Source organism: Streptomyces sp. AgN23 (assembly GCF_001598115.1).
GTDB classification, from domain to species: Bacteria; Actinomycetota; Actinomycetes; order Streptomycetales; family Streptomycetaceae; genus Streptomyces; species Streptomyces antimycoticus.
In genome coordinates, this window is record NZ_CP007153.1 from 9,086,679 (window position 1) to 9,102,984 (window position 16,306).

The 16,306-nt window shown below is 69.8% G+C and carries 19 protein-coding genes; 14 read left to right on the forward strand and 5 right to left on the reverse strand.

Annotated features, from left to right (window positions below; all coding sequences use genetic code 11):
• Positions 1–41: 41 nt before the first annotated feature.
• The 14 genes from AS97_RS39435 (at position 42) to AS97_RS39500 (ending at position 10,315) form a co-directional block, all read left to right on the forward strand.
• Positions 42–884 (forward strand): MIP/aquaporin family protein, encoded by an 843-nt coding sequence (locus AS97_RS39435; protein WP_059146113.1) that lies wholly within the window; start codon positions 42–44, stop codon positions 882–884.
• 39 nt (positions 885–923) lie between these two features.
• Entirely contained in the window at positions 924–2,441 is a 1,518-nt protein-coding gene (gene glpK / locus AS97_RS39440; protein ID WP_125755502.1) for a glycerol kinase GlpK, read from the forward strand.
• A gap of 183 nt (positions 2,442–2,624) precedes the next feature.
• The gene (locus tag AS97_RS39445; RefSeq protein WP_086705933.1) at positions 2,625–3,770 is read left to right on the forward strand and encodes a glutathione-independent formaldehyde dehydrogenase; all 1,146 of its coding nucleotides are present in this window, start codon (positions 2,625–2,627) and stop codon (positions 3,768–3,770) included.
• 145 nt (positions 3,771–3,915) lie between these two features.
• A complete protein-coding gene (locus AS97_RS39450; protein WP_210566580.1) occupies positions 3,916–4,407 on the forward strand; it encodes a hypothetical protein in 492 nt (163 codons plus the stop codon).
• Positions 4,408–4,411: 4 nt separating this feature from the next.
• Positions 4,412–5,506 (forward strand): SRPBCC family protein, encoded by a 1,095-nt coding sequence (locus AS97_RS39455; RefSeq protein WP_210566581.1) that lies wholly within the window; start codon positions 4,412–4,414, stop codon positions 5,504–5,506.
• A gap of 30 nt (positions 5,507–5,536) precedes the next feature.
• The gene (gvpJ, locus tag AS97_RS39460) at positions 5,537–5,980 is read left to right on the forward strand and encodes a gas vesicle protein GvpJ (protein ID WP_079059559.1); all 444 of its coding nucleotides are present in this window, start codon (positions 5,537–5,539) and stop codon (positions 5,978–5,980) included.
• Positions 5,980–6,765 (forward strand): GvpL/GvpF family gas vesicle protein, encoded by a 786-nt coding sequence (locus AS97_RS39465; RefSeq protein ID WP_059146110.1) that lies wholly within the window; start codon positions 5,980–5,982, stop codon positions 6,763–6,765. Before gvpJ ends, AS97_RS39465 begins: the two co-directional genes overlap by 1 nt.
• Positions 6,766–6,767: 2 nt before the next feature.
• Positions 6,768–7,019 (forward strand): gas vesicle protein GvpG, encoded by a 252-nt coding sequence (locus tag AS97_RS39470; protein ID WP_059146109.1) that lies wholly within the window; start codon positions 6,768–6,770, stop codon positions 7,017–7,019.
• A 3-nt stretch (positions 7,020–7,022) separates the two neighbouring features.
• A complete protein-coding gene (locus AS97_RS39475; protein WP_059146108.1) occupies positions 7,023–7,433 on the forward strand; it encodes a gas vesicle protein in 411 nt (136 codons plus the stop codon).
• Positions 7,430–7,810 (forward strand): gas vesicle protein, encoded by a 381-nt coding sequence (locus AS97_RS39480; protein ID WP_059146107.1) that lies wholly within the window; start codon positions 7,430–7,432, stop codon positions 7,808–7,810. The genes AS97_RS39475 and AS97_RS39480 overlap by 4 nt, the downstream gene beginning before the upstream one ends.
• Complete coding sequence (locus AS97_RS39485; RefSeq protein WP_210566582.1) at positions 7,807–8,616, forward strand: GvpL/GvpF family gas vesicle protein; 810 nt, start codon at positions 7,807–7,809, stop codon at positions 8,614–8,616. The genes AS97_RS39480 and AS97_RS39485 overlap by 4 nt, the downstream gene beginning before the upstream one ends.
• Positions 8,613–8,825: a gas vesicle protein gene (locus tag AS97_RS39490; RefSeq protein ID WP_059146106.1), complete on the forward strand. Its 213-nt coding sequence runs from the start codon at positions 8,613–8,615 to the stop codon at positions 8,823–8,825. Before AS97_RS39485 ends, AS97_RS39490 begins: the two co-directional genes overlap by 4 nt.
• Positions 8,815–9,114: a gas vesicle protein K gene (locus AS97_RS39495; RefSeq protein WP_059146105.1), complete on the forward strand. Its 300-nt coding sequence runs from the start codon at positions 8,815–8,817 to the stop codon at positions 9,112–9,114. The genes AS97_RS39490 and AS97_RS39495 overlap by 11 nt, the downstream gene beginning before the upstream one ends.
• Before the next feature lie 109 nt (positions 9,115–9,223).
• Complete coding sequence (locus tag AS97_RS39500; protein WP_059146104.1) at positions 9,224–10,315, forward strand: helix-turn-helix domain-containing protein; 1,092 nt, start codon at positions 9,224–9,226, stop codon at positions 10,313–10,315.
• Between the two features lie 21 nt (positions 10,316–10,336).
• On the opposite strand, the gene AS97_RS39505 is transcribed toward AS97_RS39500, so the two are convergent.
• The 5 genes from AS97_RS39505 to AS97_RS39525 are packed head-to-tail and all read right to left on the reverse strand — an operon-like array spanning position 10,337 to position 16,189.
• On the reverse strand, positions 10,337–12,238 hold the full coding sequence (locus tag AS97_RS39505) for a CocE/NonD family hydrolase (RefSeq protein WP_086705920.1): 1,902 nt from the start codon (positions 12,236–12,238) through the stop codon (positions 10,337–10,339).
• A gap of 8 nt (positions 12,239–12,246) precedes the next feature.
• Positions 12,247–13,191: a transporter substrate-binding domain-containing protein gene (locus tag AS97_RS39510; RefSeq protein ID WP_059146103.1), complete on the reverse strand. Its 945-nt coding sequence runs from the start codon at positions 13,189–13,191 to the stop codon at positions 12,247–12,249.
• Positions 13,192–13,245: 54 nt separating this feature from the next.
• Complete coding sequence (locus AS97_RS39515) at positions 13,246–14,499, reverse strand: membrane dipeptidase (RefSeq protein ID WP_059146102.1); 1,254 nt, start codon at positions 14,497–14,499, stop codon at positions 13,246–13,248.
• Positions 14,496–15,284 (reverse strand): amino acid ABC transporter ATP-binding protein, encoded by a 789-nt coding sequence (locus AS97_RS39520; RefSeq protein WP_059146101.1) that lies wholly within the window; start codon positions 15,282–15,284, stop codon positions 14,496–14,498. Before AS97_RS39520 ends, AS97_RS39515 begins: the two co-directional genes overlap by 4 nt.
• Positions 15,281–16,189, reverse strand: coding sequence for an amino acid ABC transporter permease (locus tag AS97_RS39525; protein ID WP_210566583.1), 909 nt, complete (start codon positions 16,187–16,189; stop codon positions 15,281–15,283). Before AS97_RS39525 ends, AS97_RS39520 begins: the two co-directional genes overlap by 4 nt.
• Between the last annotated feature and the right edge of the window lie 117 nt (positions 16,190–16,306).

Sequence of the window (16,306 nt, forward strand, 5' to 3'; positions counted from 1 at the left end):
CAGGACGGGCCGCCGGGCCGCCGCGCGCCCAGGATGGGCGCATGACTGACCCGAAGGCGAACCGTCCGAGGTCGATACTGATCGGCGAGCTGTGCGCGGAGTTCGCGGGCACCATGGTGCTGATCCTCTTCGGCTGCGGCGTGGTGGCCCAGGTCGTGGCCGGTGGCGCCCTCACCAAGCCCCCGGGCGGTCTCGGCGACCACGACTCCATCGCCTGGGCCTGGGGCCTGGGCGTCACCTTCGGTGTCTATGTGGCGGCGCGGCTCAGCGGAGCCCATATCAACCCGGCGGTCACCGTCTCGCTGGCGGCCTTCAAGGGCTTCCCCTGGAGCAAGGTCCTGCCCTACGTGGGGGCCCAGACGTTCGGCGCGTTCGTCGGGGCCCTGCTGGTGCGCTGGAACTACACCGAGGCGCTGGGCCACGCCGACCCGGGGCACACCTTCAAGACCCAGTTCGTCTTCTCCACCCTCCCCGGCAACGGCGTCCTTCCGGTCAGCGAATGGGGCGCGCTGCGCGACCAGATCATCGGCACCGCGATCCTGGTACTGCTCATCTTCGCCGTCACCGATCTGCTGAATTCGGCCCCCAAGGCCAATCTGGGGCCGTTCATCATCGGCCTGATCGTGGTCGCGATCGGCATGGCGTGGGGCGCCGACGCGGGGTACGCCATCAACCCGGCCCGTGACTTCGGCCCCCGGCTCGCCAGCTACATCACCGGCTATCACAGCGCCTGGCGGGACCAGTTCGGGAACATCTACTTCTGGGTGCCGATCGTGGGCCCGCTGGTCGGAGGGCTGATCGGCGCCGCCCTCTACAAGGTCCTGGTCGCTCGCTACCTCCCGGTGGCCGAACCCGAGGTGGGCCGCACCCCCACCCCCGAATAGCCGATCCGGGGCCGGACCCCACCCACGAGAGGCGGCATCATGCCGGAATTCGTCGGTGCGGTGGACCAGGGAACCACCAGCACCCGCTTCATGATCTTCAACCACGACGGCGACGAGGTGGCTCGGTACCAGCTCGAGCACCGCCAGATCCTGCCGCGCGCGGGGTGGATCGAGCACGATCCGGTGGAGATCTACGAGCGCACCAACTCCGTGATGCAGAACGCCCTCCGCGCGGGCGGCCTCTCGCCCACCGACCTGGCCGCGATCGGCATCACCAATCAGCGCGAGACCACGGTGATCTGGGATCCGCGCAACGGCCGCCCGTACTGCAACGCCATCGTCTGGCAGGACACCCGCACCGACACCATCGCCGCCGCCCTCGAACGGGACGGCCGTGGCGAGATCATCCGCCGTAAGGCCGGGCTGCCGCCCGCCACCTACTTCTCCGGCGGCAAGATCAAATGGATTCTGGAGAACGTCGAGGGCGTCCGCGAGGCCGCCGAGCGCGGCCACGCCCTCTTCGGCAACACCGACGCCTGGGTGCTGTGGAACCTCACCGGCGGCCCCGGCGCCGGCATCCACGCCACCGATGTCACCAACGCCAGCCGCACCATGCTGATGAACCTGGAGACGCTGGACTGGGACGACGAGCTGCTGGAGATCTTCGGCATTCCGCGGGCGATGCTGCCGACGATCAACCCCTCCTCCCACCCCGAGGCGTTCGGCCAGGCCCGCACCTCCCGCCCACTGCGCACCGCCATCCCGATCACCGGCGTCCTCGGCGACCAGCAGGCGGCCACGGTCGGCCAGGTCTGCTTCGCCCCCGGCGAGGCCAAGAACACCTACGGCACCGGTAACTTCCTGCTGCTCAACACCGGAGCGGAGCTGATCCGCTCGACCAGCGGACTGCTCACGACCGTGGCGTACCAGTTCGGCGACAGCCCTCCCGTCTACGCCCTGGAGGGCTCGATCGCCGTCACCGGCTCGGCCGTCCAGTGGCTGCGCGACCAGATGAAGATGATCGACGACGCCCCCGGGAGCGAGCGGCTCGCCCGCACCGTGGAGGACAACGGCGGGGTGTACTTCGTCCCCGCCTTCTCCGGGCTCTTCGCCCCGTACTGGCGCTCCGACGCCCGGGGCGCGATCGTCGGCCTCACCCGCTACAACACCAATGGCCATATCGCCCGGGCCACCCTGGAGGCCATCTGCTACCAGAGCCGGGATGTGGTCGAGGCCATGGAGCGGGACGCCGACATCCACCTGGACGTCCTGCGGGTGGACGGCGGGGTCACCGACAACGAGCTGTGCATGCAGATCCAGGCCGATGTGCTGGGCGTACCGGTCAGCCGCCCCGTCATCGCCGAGACCACCGCCCTGGGCGCCGCCTACGCCGCGGGGCTGGCCACGGGTTTCTGGCGGGACACCGATGAGCTGCGCTCCCACTGGAGCGAGTCCCGGCGGTGGGAGCCCCAGTGGGACAAGAAGGCCAGGGAGGAGGGCTACACGGGCTGGAAGAAGGCCGTCCAGCGCACCCTGGACTGGATCACGGTCGAGTAGGCCCCGGATCACGGTCGAATACGCCCGGCAGGGCCCGGGGCCGGGTGGCCGCGCCGGGACCCGGTTGCGCCGGGCGTCCGACGGCGTTTCGCTGGAAGTACCCGGTGGTGGCCGAGACACCCTGGGACCGCGCTGTTCCGCCACCACCGCCGCTCGTCAGCATCCGACGCGGAGGTGATCCAGGTGAAAGCCGTCGTCTACGAGAAGCCCTATGCGGTGGCGGTGAGGGATGTCGACGATCCTCGGATCGAGCATCCGAACGATGTGATCGTGCGCGTCACGTCCAGCGCTATCTGCGGCTCCGATCTGCATATGTACGAGGGCCGTACGGCGGCCGAGCCCGGCATCGTCTTCGGGCACGAGAACCTCGGCGTCGTCGAGGAGACCGGCCCCGGCGTCGTCACGCTGTCCAAGGGCGACCGCGTCGTCATGCCGTTCAACGTGGCCTGCGGATTCTGCAAGAACTGCCTCGCGGGCGACACCGGCTTCTGTCTCACCGTCAACCCCGGTTTCGCGGGCGGTGCCTACGGCTATGTGGCGATGGGGCCCTACCCGGGCGGCCAGGCCGAGCGGCTGCGGGTGCCCTTCGCCGACTTCAACTGCCTGAAGCTGCCCGCGGGCGAGGAGTTCGAGACCGACTTCGTCATGCTCGCCGACATCTTCCCGACCGGCTATCACGGTTGTGAGCTGGCCGAGGTCTCCCCGGGCGAGAGCGTGGCCGTCTACGGCGCGGGCCCGGTGGGGCTGATGGCCGCCTACTCCGCGCTGCTGCGCGGCGCCGCCAAGGTGTTCGTGGTGGACCGGGTCCCCGAGCGGCTGGCCAAGGCCGAGGAGATCGGCGCCATCCCCATCGACTTCAGCAAGGACGACGCGGTGCGGCAGATCATGGACCGCACCGGCGGCGAGGGCACCGACAAGGGCATCGACGCGGTGGGCTACCAGGCCCAGGGACGCGAGGCCGGCCATGAGGAGCCCGCGGTGGTGCTCAACTCGCTGGTCGACACGGTGCGGCCGACCGGACGGCTCGGCGTGCCGGGGCTGTACGTCCCCTCCGACCCCGGCGCCCCCGACGAGCACGCCAAACGCGGTCAGCTGCTGGTCTCCATCGGCCGGATGTTCGAGAAGGGCCAGCGCATGGGCACGGGCCAGTGCAATGTCAAGCGCTACAACCGCCAGTTGCGCGACCTGATCATCGCGGGCCGCGCCAGGCCCAGCTTCGTGGTCTCGCATGAACTCCCGCTGGACCAGGCCCCGCAGGCGTACGAGAAGTTCGACAGGCGAGTGGAGGGCTACACCAAGGTGGTGCTGCATCCGGTGCTCGCGGCCTGACGGCCCCTCGGTCGCGCCCCAATCCCTCAGTGGTCCAGAAGATATCCATATAACCCAAAAGGTCACTGAATGGGGTGAAATGCACCATACTTGGTGATGTGTACCCGAACGGCTGTCTCGTTCGGCTCCGGAAGGAGGAGCGATCATGAAGAACTGCCGGGTGGCGCTGGCCTTCGTCAGCGGCTATCTCTTCGGGCGCGGCCATAAGGGGACCCTGGTCCTCGGCCTCGCCGGTCTCGCCGCGGGCAAGCGCCTCAGCTCCGGTATCAGCCCACCGGGCGCCGAGCAGCTGAAGTCCTCCGAGTTCGGAAAGCTCGGCCAGGAGATCGGCGGCCGGCTGGTCACCGCGGGGCGGGAGGCGGCCATGTCGGCGGCCAGTAGGCGCATGGACGCCCTGAGCGACCGGCTGGAGCAGCGCGCCTCGACCCTGCGCACCGGCGGTGCGCAAGGCCAGGAGCAGGCGGCCGGGGAGCACGAGGAGCCGGACGAGCACGAGGAGCCGGACGAGCGCGAGGAGCGCGAGGAGCGCGAGCCGCGTGAGCGCACCGGCAAGCAGCAGCGCAAGCCGGCCGACCGTCCGGCACAGGCCAGGAAGCGGACCGGTTCCGATGGGCCCGCGCGGCGAAGCCAGAGGTGAGGGCATGGCTGAGGAAAACCCCAAGGGACAGACCGGCGGGCGCGGAGCGCTCTCCAAGGACCTGCCCACCGACCGCCTGGTGAAGGAAGCACAGGGCCTGCTGGTGGCGCTGGGTGAACGGGCCCTGGAATCGGTCACCCACCTGGGCAAGAACCCCGGGACGGCCTCGCTGGGACCGCTGAAGGGCGGGCTGGAGCAGCTCAAGGAGAAGGTTGTCGACACGGCCAAGGACCAAGTCAAGGACCAAGTCAAGGGCCAGGTCAAGGAGAAGGTCGTCGACAAGGTCAAGAGCGTGATCCCGGGCCTGGGCGGCGGTGGCGACAGCGACGGTGGCGGCAAGGGCGGCAAGAAGCTCAAGGTCACCAACATCGTGGAGCAGATGGACGTGGGCGCTCCCCTCTCCCTCACCTACAACCTCTGGACGGAGTGGGAGAACTTCCCCTCGTACATGAAGAAGGTCGAGGCCGTCCAGAACGAGGACGAGGACGAGGTCGGGACGGAAACCGAGTGGAAGGCCCAGGTCTTCTGGTCGCACCGCAAGTGGCGGGCCGAGGTCGTCGAGCAGGTGCCCGACAAGCGGATCATCTGGACGTCACGGGCCGACAAGGGCCATGTGGACGGCACGATCACCTTCCATGAGCTGGCCCCCGAGCTCACCCGGATCCTGTTCGTCCTGGAGTACTGGCCGCAGGGCTTCATGGAGCGCACCGGGAACCTCTGGCGCGCCCAGGGCCGCCGGGTTCGGCTGGAGATGAAGCACTTCCGCCGTCATCTCATGCGCGAGGTGCTGCTCAACCCCGACGAGATCGTGGGCTGGCGCGGTGTGGTGCGCGACGGCGAGATCGTGGAGGACGACGACCGGGAGGGACGGGAGTCCGAGGAGGAAGAGCCCGAGGAAGGCGAAGAAGGCGAGGAAGGCGAGGAAGGCGAGGAAGGCGAGGAAGGCGAGGAAGGCGAGGAAGGCGAGGAGCGCGACGAGTATGACGAGGAGGAAGAGCCCGAGGAGCCCGAGGACGACGAGGACGAGGAGCCCCGGGACGCCTATGAGGAGGAGTACGAGGAGGACGAGGAGCCCGTACGGCGCCGCGAGCGACGCTGACGGACCCCGCCCCGGGAACGGGTGAGCGCGGTGACCGTAGCACGCCAGCAGCAGAGCCAGTATCTGGACCGGGCGAGTTCCAGCGCCCTGGTCGACGTGGTCGACCTGATCCTGGACAAGGGCCTGGTCATCGATGTGTATGTGCGGGTGTCCCTGGTGGGCATCGAGCTCTTGACCATCGACGCCCGGATCGTCGTCGCCAGCGTGGACACGTATCTGCGGTTCGCCGAGGCGACCAACCGACTCGACCTCGCCCGCAGCGGCACCGAGACCCACGGCCTGCCCGGCCTCATGGACGACCTCCGGGAGGGCGGCGGCAAGAAGAAGACCAAGGGCGCCCTGGAAGGCGTCAAGGAATCGGTCTCGGATCTGCTGCAGGACGATGACGACGAGGACCGGGAGCCCGAGCCCGAGGAGCGGAGCAGGCCCCGGCGCACGAGGGGTTCCACCAGCCACAGGGAGCGGGAGCGGTGATGGCCGAGGACGGACGTGCCTGCTATGTCTACGGGGTCGTCCCGGGCGACCGGACCGATGAGTCGGTCAAGGACCTCCCCGCCGTCGGGGATCCGGAGGCCCCGGTGACCCTGGTCCGCCACCGCGGCCAGGCCGCGGTGGTCAGCGAGGTGCCCGTCGGCAAGCCACTGGGCACCCCCGAGGATCTGCGCACCCACGCCAAGGTGCTCGACAGCCTGGCCGAGCAGGGCCCACCGGTGCTGCCGTTCCGCTTCGGCACCGTGGTGAGCGACACCGCGGCGGTGACCGACGAGCTGCTGGCCGAGGGGCATGACGACTTCGCCCGCGGCTTCGACCGGCTCCGCGGCCGCTCGCAGCTCACCGTGCGGGCCCGGTACGAACAGGACGCGGTCCTGCGCGAGGTGGTGACCGAACAGCCCGAGGCCAGACGGCTCCGCGAGGAGCTGCGGGGGCTGCCGGAGGAAGAGGGGTACGAGCAGCGGATCCAGCTCGGCCGGCTCGTCCTGGAGACCATCGAGGCGAAGCGGAGCGTGGACGCGCTGGAGCTCGACCGGCGGCTGGGGCCGTACGCGCTGGCCTCGGTGTCGCAGGAGGCGGCGTCCGCCGAAGGGCTGGTCAACGCCTCGTTCCTGGTGGAGGACGCGAAGCGGCAGGCGTTCGAAGAGGCGGCCGAGGAGCTCGCCGAGTACTGGCACGGCCGGGTCCGGCTGCGTCTGCTCGGCCCGCTGGCGCCGTACGACTTCGTAGCTGACGCACTGTTCGAAGGAGAGGAAGGCGACGAGTAGCCATGGGACTGTTCACCGGCCTGGCCACACTGCCGCTGGCCCCGGTGCGAGGTGTCGTCTGGGTCGCCGAGCGGCTCCATGACGAGGCCCATCGGCAGCTGTACGACCCCGAGGTGATCAAGCAACGGCTGGAAGAGGTCGCGGAGGCCCGGGAGAGCGGAGAGCTCACCGAGGAGGAGGCGGCCCGCGAGGAGGACGAGCTGGTCCGCAGGCTGATGTCCCAGGGGCCGCCCGGCGGGGGCATGGAGGTATGAGCCGTGCCCCCCGAGGAACGGCCTCGCGAGGAGCGCCGCCGCGAGGAGCGCCATCACGAGGAGCGCCGCGAGGAGCGGTCGCGCACCCGGCCCCATGAGGAACGGGACCGGCACGAGCAGGGCCACGAGCGGGAGCGTTCCCGGCCCCGCCGCCCCGTCCTGGATGCCCGCGATGCCGCGCGGAGTGCGGCGCGCCATGTCGAGGGGCTGACCGGACGGGCAGCGGAGGGCGTCACCTCGCTGGAGCGCGGGGAGGACGGCTGGGTCATCGGCATCGAGGTCGTCGAGACCCACCGGATACCGGACTCCACCGACATCCTCGCCGAGTACCAGGTCGAGCTGGACGACCACGGCGAGCTCGCCTCCTACCGCCGCACCGAGCGCTACTACCGGGGCAGGGGGGAGAACACATGAACCAGAGCTCCGACTGGAACGCGCCGGCCCGGCGCACCGGCGGCGCACGCGAACCGGCGCGCCGTGGGTCCGAGCCCTCCAGCCTGGCCGACATCCTGGAGCGAGTGCTCGACAAGGGCATCGTCATCGCCGGGGATATCCAGATCAATCTGCTGGACATCGAACTGCTGACGATCAAGATCCGGCTGCTGGTCGCCTCCGTGGACCGGGCCAAGGAGATGGGCATCGACTGGTGGGAGCACGACCCCACGCTCTCCTCCGGCGCCCGGGACGTCCTGGAGGAGAACGAGCGGCTGCGGCGCCGCGTCGGCGAGCTGGAGGAAGGCCCCGGCGCCCGCGAGGCGGACCGCGGCGCGGAGCGGGAGGACGAACGGTGACCGATTCCCTCGCCACCTGGCTGTACGCGGTGATGGCCGCCCCGGAGGACGGCGCCCCGCCGCAGGGGCTCACCGGCGTGGCGGACGAGCCGGTGCGCCTGGTGGAGAAGGCGGGGCTGGCCGCCGTGGTGGGCTCCGTACCGCTGGAGGAGTTCGACGAGGAAGCGCTGCGCGGCCATCTGGAGGACCTGGAGTGGCTGGAGCGCACAGCCCGCGCCCACCACCGGGTGATCAACGGCGCGGCCCGCCAGGGCCAGGTCATCCCGCTGCGCTTCGCCACGCTCTACCACGACGACGACCGGGTCCGCGCGATGCTCCAGGAGCGCCGGGAGGACTTCACGGCCACGCTGCGGCGGGTGGCGGGCCGCACCGAGTGGGGCGTCAAGGCGTATGTCGACCCCAGGTCCTTCCTGCCCGACCCGGACGAGCCCGCCGGCGGCGAGGACAGCCCCGGCACCGCCTATCTGCTGCGCCGGCGGGCTCAGCGGCAGGACCAGGAGACCGCGCATCTGCGGGCGACCGAGCGCGCGGAGGAGATCCATGCCTCCCTCGCCGCGCTGGCGGTGGCGACGGCCGCCCATCCACCGCAGGACACCGCGCTGGCCGCGTACGAGGGATGGATGGTGCTGAACAACTCCTATCTGGTGCCCGACGGCCTCACCGAGGAGTTCACCGCCCTGGTGGCCACGCTGGGGGAGCGCTGCCCCGCCGTCACCCTGGAGGTCAGCGGCCCCTGGCCGCCGTACTCCTTCACCGGTCCGCCGAAGGCCGAAGGCCCGGTCCGGCCGGAGGAGGCGACGTCGTGACCCGTGCGATCGAGCGCAGGGAGGTGGCCCTGGTCGACCTGCTCGACCGGGTGCTCGCCGGAGGCGTGGTGATCGCGGGGGAGATCACCCTGACCATCGCCGACATCGACCTGGTGCGGATCTCCCTGCGCGCCCTGATCGCCTCCGTACGGGTGGAGAGCGAGGAGGAGGAACGAGGAGGAAGGCAGGGGGCCCGCCATGACGGATGACCGTGCTCACCGGCCCGGCCGGCGGATCGAGGTGGACGAGGAGTCGGTCCGCAAGAGCCTGGCCGGTCTGGTGCTCACCATCGTCGAGCTGCTGCGGCAGCTCATGGAGCGGCAGGCGCTGCGCCGCGTCGAACAGGGTGGCATCAGCGATGAACAGATAGAGAAGCTCGGGCTGACGCTGATGGCCCTGGAGCAGAACATGGCCGAGCTGCGCGAGCACTTCGGGCTGACCGAGGACGACCTCAACCTGGACCTGGGCCCGCTGGGCCCCCTGCTGCCCCGCGACTGACCGGGCCCCGCGACCGGCCCCGGCCACTCCGAGCCCCTGACCTGGGGGTCCGGCGCCGATTGGCGAGACACCCCGGCCGGGCGCGTCACCCGCCGAGTAATGTGCGGGTGTGGGGATCACGCTCAACCTCCAGCGCGCACGACCGGCCGATGTGTACGTCGGCCGGTCGGCGCTGGCCGAGCTCATGTCGGTGCTGCACATCATGGCCGAGTCCGACCACCACCCCGAGGCCCAGCGCTGGACGCACCGGCTCGGGACGGCGATCTCCCCCTCCCTCGCCCATGAGATGAGCGCCCTGTCCCCGCTGTGGGCCCGGCTCCGCTGCCGGCTGCTGTTTCCGCTGGGGCTCCCGCTGGACCAGCCCTTCGAGGCCGAGCTGCGCCATCTGGAGAAGCTGCCGCTGGAGGAGTTCGTGGGCCTGTGCTCCCAGGGAGTGCTCGGCTTCCGTGAGGCCGTCCCCCCGGCGCACCGCCTGCTCACCGACCCCGAGGCCGCCGAGCGCTATGTGGCCCAGTGCGAGCGGCGGTCCATCCGGCGGGGGGAGCTGGCCCACGATCTGGTGGCCTCGCCCGAGGGGCTGCGCGGCCGGCTCCTGTGCTTTCTGGACTCCTGCGCCGAGGCGTTCTTCGCCTCCGAGTGGCGTACGGTCCGCGACCGGCTGGAGTCGGCCGCCGCCCGGGTCCGCAGCGACATCCGGCGGCGGGGGCTGGCCGAGGTGCTGGCCGGGCTCAGCCCCACCGCGGTGGTCTCCCGGGGCGGGGCGCGGGTGCGCTACGACAAGCTGGCCGTCGCCGAGATCGAGATCGGCCCGCGCCCGCTCTTCCTGCTCCCCTCCGTCCATGTCTGGCCGCATCTGACCGTCAAGGACGAGGAGTCCCACCCCGTGGTGCTCCAGTTCGCCGCCCGGGAGGACGGGACGGCCGATCAGCTCACCCAGGCGGAGCTGCGGGCCCGGATGTCCGCGCTGGCGTCCCTGGGCCGGATGGAGGTGTGCCGCCATCTGCTGGGCGAGCCCATCACCACCTCCGAACTTGCCCAGCGGATGGGGCTCGCCGATACGCAGGTCTCCCGCACCCTGCGCCAGCTCAGGGACGCCGGGCTCATCGAGTCCGAGCGCGAGGGCAAGTACGTCTACCACCGGCTGGCCACCAGCACCCTGCTCCGGCTGGGGCAGGACGTGCTGGCGACCATCATGCGGTGACGGCCGCGCGCCCGCGGCACGTCAGCCCGGCTGGGTCCACAACAGCACCGCCGAGGGGCGGTCCGCGTCCATATGGACCCGGTTGGTCGCGACCACCTTGCGGCGGCTCACCGCCTCCGGCACCCCGGTATTGGAATTGACGTCGAACCGGGGGAAGTCGCTGGAGGAGATGTCCACCCGCAGCCGGTGCCCGGCCTCGAAGCGGTTGGCCGTGTCCGGCGCCGGGATCTCGATCTCGTACACCTCGCCCGGCTCCAGCGGCTCCGGGCGCTCGAACGACTCGTGGAAGCGGCAGCGGAAGATGCCCTCGGTGAGGTTCATCGCGAAGCCGTGCGGATAGTCCTCGTTCGGCGGATGCACATCGACCAGCTTCACCGTGAAGTCGGTGTCCGGCGCGGAAGAGGAGACGAACAGCCGCGCCGTGACCGGTCCGGCCACCACCAGCGGCTCCTCCAGCGGCGGGGTGGCCAGCGAGATCACATCGGGCCGGGAGTTCAGCGGCAGATACGGCGGGCGGGCACCGTAGAACCGCTCGTCCGGCACCTGGTCGAAGGCGCCGCCGACCATCACCGGCTCACCCGAGGTGACCTGGCCGCCCAGCGTCGGCACCGGGTCGTTCGGATCGAAGTCGTACTCCACCCAGGCCCGTGTCGCCGTCGGCCGCTCCCGGCTCAGCTCGCCCGAGGTGTGGCAGTAGAACGCGGTCTCCCGGGTCCCGGTCGGGGGCCACTGGGTGTCGGTGTGCCACCGGCCGCCGTGCCGCATCCGCCCGGCCTCGTCCCGCCGGCCGTCCCCGCCGCCCATCAGGAAGTACCGCACCCGCGGGATCGACTCCGGGTCGCCGTCCGCCAGCACCGCGTCGAACCAGCGCTGCCGGAAGGACAGATACGAGGTGTCCACATTGCCGCTGAACGTCGACGCGGGCCCGAAGTCCACATCACCGGCGAAGGTGACACAGCGCAGCCCGTGCTTCCACGGCCCCATCACCAGATACGCCGGGGACCGCTTGAGACGGCCCATGGCGGTGAAGTTCTCGATGGTGGAGCGCACATACGGGTCGTACCAGCTCGACATGTGCAGGGTCGGCACATCCGGGAAGCGGTCGTAGTGGCCGCGCCCGTAGATGGCCGGCTGGCGCCAGTACGCCCCGAAGGCGTCATGCCGCCACTGGTCGAGCAGATAGCGTTCGTAACTCCCCACCTGACGCAGCGGGGAGACACCCGTGCGCCACGGCAGCACGGTGAACCAGTCACGCAGATCCGTCCTCGCGAACGCCTTGCGCACCAGCGGGTCCCGCTCCGCCTCCGGGCTCTCCTCACCGTGCCGGAAGGCCCAGGTGATCTGCTTGAGCTCGAAGGCGCCGCCCATCCGCATCCCGGCCTCGTAGGCGCAGGCGAAGCCGCCGGAGTCCATGAACATCGCGGACAGGCCCGTGGGGGACTCGGCCGCGGCCGCCGTCTGGGCGTGTGCCGAGTAGGACACCCCCATCATGGCCACCCGGCCGTCGCACCAGGGCTGGGCGGCGATCCAGTCGATGGTGTCCGCGCCGTCCGGCCCCTCGCCCAGGTACTTCACGAAGGTACCGTCCGAGTCCCCGCGGCCCCGGCAGTCCTGCCGCACCACGTGGTACCCCGCGCGGACGAAGAACGCCGAGGTCTCCTCCGGCGTCGGCACCGGCTCGTCGTGGCGGCTGCGGTCGGAGTCGCGCGTCTGGCGGCGGCCGTAGGGGGTCCGCTCGAGGATGACCGGGCGGGGCCCGGGCCGCTCCTCGGCGGTGAACAGATCGGCGGCCAGGACGATCCCGTCCCGCATCGGAACGCGCAGGGTGCGTCGCCACACCCGCTCGTCCAGCAGCCGGGCGGGCTCCTCCCAGGCCGCCCGCTCTCTGCCCCCGCTCGTTTCGGCCCGACCGGTTCGTGTCATGGAAGATCTCACCGGGTCTGGGATTGCTTGGAGCCGTTGAGGGCGATCTGGCCCCGGGTGACTGTGGACAGCGGCAGCCCCCACTGGCCGAAGAGCTTGGCGTAGGTGCCCGATTCGTACATCTTCTGCAGCCCCTTGACGATCACGGAGGCCAGCCCGGTGCCCTTCTTGGCCTGGATGCCGTAGATGGCCGACGCGGCGGGCAGGTCCAGCATGTCCTTGAGCTCGAGCGTCTCGAAGCGGTCCTTCGCGTTCTGGCTCACCGAGGTGTTGGAGGCGCTGGGCGCGGCCACCGCGTCCACGCGCTTGCTCTGCAGCGCCAGCGAGGCGGCGGGCAGATCGGTGTACAGCTTCGCGTCCACCGACGGCTTGCCCTTCGCGGCACAGCGCTTGTTCTGCGCGGCGAGCACATTCTCCGTTCCCGCGCCCTTTTCGACGCCGACCTTGTGCCCGCAGACCTCGAGCCCGTTCTTGGGGCGGAACGAGCCGTCCTTGAGCACCATCAGCGTCACGCTGCTCTGAGCGAAGTCGGCGAAGTCGACCTCCTTCTGACGCTCGATGAAGTCGCCGGAGGGGGCGCTGAGGTCGATCCGGCCGGACTTCAGCCCCGGGATCACCGCGTCGAAGTTGGTCCGCTCCACCTTGATCTTCACATCGAGCAACGAGGAGAGCTGCGCGGCCAGTTCGGGCACCAGCCCGGTGATCTTCCCGTCGGACTCGAAGGTGACATACGGCGCGTACTCGCTGACACCCATGATCAGTGTCCTCTTGGTGTACTCCTCGGGCACCTCGGCCGCCAGCGCGCTGTCCTTGGGCTCGGGAGCGAGCGTGGCCGCCGGATGGCTCTTCTCGGCCGTGCCGTCGCCGGGCGTGTCGTCCACCGAACAGGCGGACAGGGCCAGCGTCAGGGAGGCCAGCAGGGCGCATGCGGCGACATGGGGACGGTTGCGCATGGGTGCTCCATTCCGGGAGGTGGGGGTAGCGGATGAGGAAGAGCGGGACCGGTTCTAGCGGCCCCAGACGGTCTCGGCGACGCGCCGTACGTTGCCCCCGGCGAGCTTGGCCACGTCCGCTTCGGAGTAGCCCCGCTCGAACAGCCACCGGATCATGTTGCCGACCGCCTCCGCGGGGTTCTCGCAGCCGCGTACGTACCCGACCTCCTCGTGCGGCGGCAGTTCGGGGGCCTTGCCGTCGTGCGCGTCGTCCTTGCCGAACAGCGGGGCGAACGTCCGGTGCCAGGCCGTGTGGTCGCCGAAGTTGGTGTCCGGACCGAAGGCCACATGGTCGATGCCGACCAGATCGATACAGCGCTCGATGTGCTCCATGACCGAGTCCAGGCTGTGCCGGGGGTGCTGGGCGGTGATGGTCGTATGCGGGGCCGCCTCGACGCCGATGAACCCGCCGGACCCGGCGCAGGCCCGGATCACATCGTCCGGCTTCATCCGCGGGGTCGGCCACAGTGCCCGCGACCCGGCGTGGGTGATCACCACGGGAGCGGCGGAGCGGCGCACGGCGTCCAGGGCCGTCGCGTCCCCGCTGTGCGAGACATCGACGATGATCCCGAGGTCGTTCATCCGGCGCAGCGCCCGGCGGCCGAGCAGGGTCAGACCGGTGTCCCCGGCGTCGGCGAGCCCCGAACCCAGCTGATTGCTCTCGCTGTAGACCAGACCGAGCAGGCGGACGCCCAGACCGTAGAGCAGATCGAGCCGGTCGATGTCATTGCCGATGGGGGAGGCGGACTCCAGGGTCAGCACCACTCCCACCTGATCGCCGTCCCGTGCCCGGTCGGCCTCCTCGAGCGTGCGGACGGTCGTCACCAGCCGCTGATGGGCGAGGTCCGCCTGGCGCATGGCCAGATCGCTGACCGCGTCGTCCCAGTCCCAGGGGGCATGCGAGCGGATCATGCTCACCGCGGCCGGGCCGCCGTCGAAGAACAGGTCCACCCCCGAGTGGGCGATGCCCTCGTAGGGAATCGACTCCCGGCCCTGGCGGCGGTAGTCGGCGAAGTCCCCCGGATTCGCGGGGCGCAGCGAGAGGTGGTCATGGGCGGAGACCACCGGATGGCGCTCCTCGAAGTCCCGCGCGCGGGCCTCGACCTCCTCGCGCCACTCCAGGGCGGACCCGGGGACCCGGCCGAGCGCGGGCGCCAGCTCGAAGGCGCGGAAGTCCTCCCCGGCCTCGAGATACTGGTACGAGCGGTAGGAGTCCCACAGCTCCAGACGCCGGACGGTCTTGGCGGGCAGGGGAAGTTCGGTACTCATGAGCTGACCTTCGACAGGAACGTACGGGTGCGATCGTGTGAGGGGGTGCGCAGCAGCAGGTCGGGAGCACCCTCTTCGACGATCCGGCCGTCGTCCATGAAAACGATCCGGTCAGCGATATCGGCGGCGAAGCGCATCTCATGGGTGACGACGACCAGCGTCATGCCCTCACGGGCCAGGTCCCTGATGACGCTGAGCACCTCCTGCACCATCTCGGGGTCGAGGGCGGAGGTCGGCTCGTCGAAGAGCATCACCGTGGGGCGCATCGCCAGGGCGCGGGCGATGGCCACCCGCTGCTGCTGGCCGCCGGAGAGCTTGTCCGGGTAGCTGTCCAGCTTGTGGACGAGCCCGACCCGGGTCATCAGTTCCACGGCGCGCGCGTCGGCCTGGGCCTTGGAGAGCCCGAGCACCCGGCGCGGGGCCTCCACGATGTTCTCGCGGGCGGTCAGGTGCGGGAACAGATTGAAGCTCTGGAACACCATGCCCATCGCCGAGCGCTGGGCGGCCAGCTCCCGGGGGCCCAGCTCATGCAGGGTGCGGCCGCGCAGCTGGTAGCCGATGACGCTGCCGTCGACCACCACCACGCCCTGGTCCGGCACTTCGAGGTGGTTGACGCAGCGCAGCAGCGTGCTCTTTCCGGATCCGGAGGGACCGATCAGACAGACCGTCTCACCTCGGTGAATATCCAGGGAGATACCGTGCAGCACCTCGGTGTCGCGGAACGACTTGCGGATCCCACGCAGGGAGACGATGGCCTGCGATTGCTTTTCCGATGCCACGGTCATACCGAGTGCTCGATCCTCTTCGCTTTCCCGGCCTTGTCGGTCGAAATCAGGGTGTGCCGTCCCAGACGTCGCTCCAGGCGCTGCTGCAGAAGAGTGATGACGCCAGTGATGATCATGTACCAAATGGCGGCCACGATCAACAGCGGAACGGTCTGGAAGTTCTTGGCGTAAATCAGCTGGACCGAGTAGAGCAGGTCGGCCAAGGTGATCACGCTGACCAGGGAGGTCGCCTTGAGGAGAGATATCAGCTCATTTCCCATCGGTGGGACGATCACCCGCAGCGCCTGGGGGAGGGTGATGCGGAAGAAGATCTGAGTCGGCGTCAACCCCAGTGCGGACGCCGCCTGGTGCTGTCCGTCGGGCACCGCGAGCAGCCCCGAACGGATCAACTCCGCGATGTACGCGGTCTCATGGAGGGCCAGGCCAATGATCGCGGCGGTCAGCGGGCCGATGACGTCGTTCGAGTCGAAGGTGAGGAAACGCGGCCCCCAGGGAATGCCGAGGGACAGTGTCGGAAACAGGGCGGCGAGATTGTACCAGAACAGCAGCTGTACCAGCATGGGAATGCTGCGGAAAACCCAGATAAAGGCGGCCGCGACGGTGGACATGAGCCGGGAGTCGCCCATCCGCATCAGGGCGACCAGAGTGCCGGTAACCAGGGAAATCGCCATGGTCACCGCGGTCATTCCGATGCTGACCCCGATGCCCTTCAGCACCCGGATTTCAAAGAAGTATTTCGCGACGGTGTGCCACTCGAAACGAGGGTTGGTGAATATCGTGGTGACCGCCATCGCGGCCAGTACCAGCACGATCGCATTGGCCACCAGAAGTCCGGGACGCCGTCGCTTCGCGCGTTTGAGCACGGTTGGCTCGGGGAGTGCATCGACGTTCGAGACTTTGGTCATGGCATGCCTTCGGACGGTCGGGTCGCGGCAGAATTACCGCATCCTAAAACCGCACGTGGCGACGGTCACCAACAGTTGACACAGAACGGTCAACCGTAAACGGGGAAATGTGCCCGC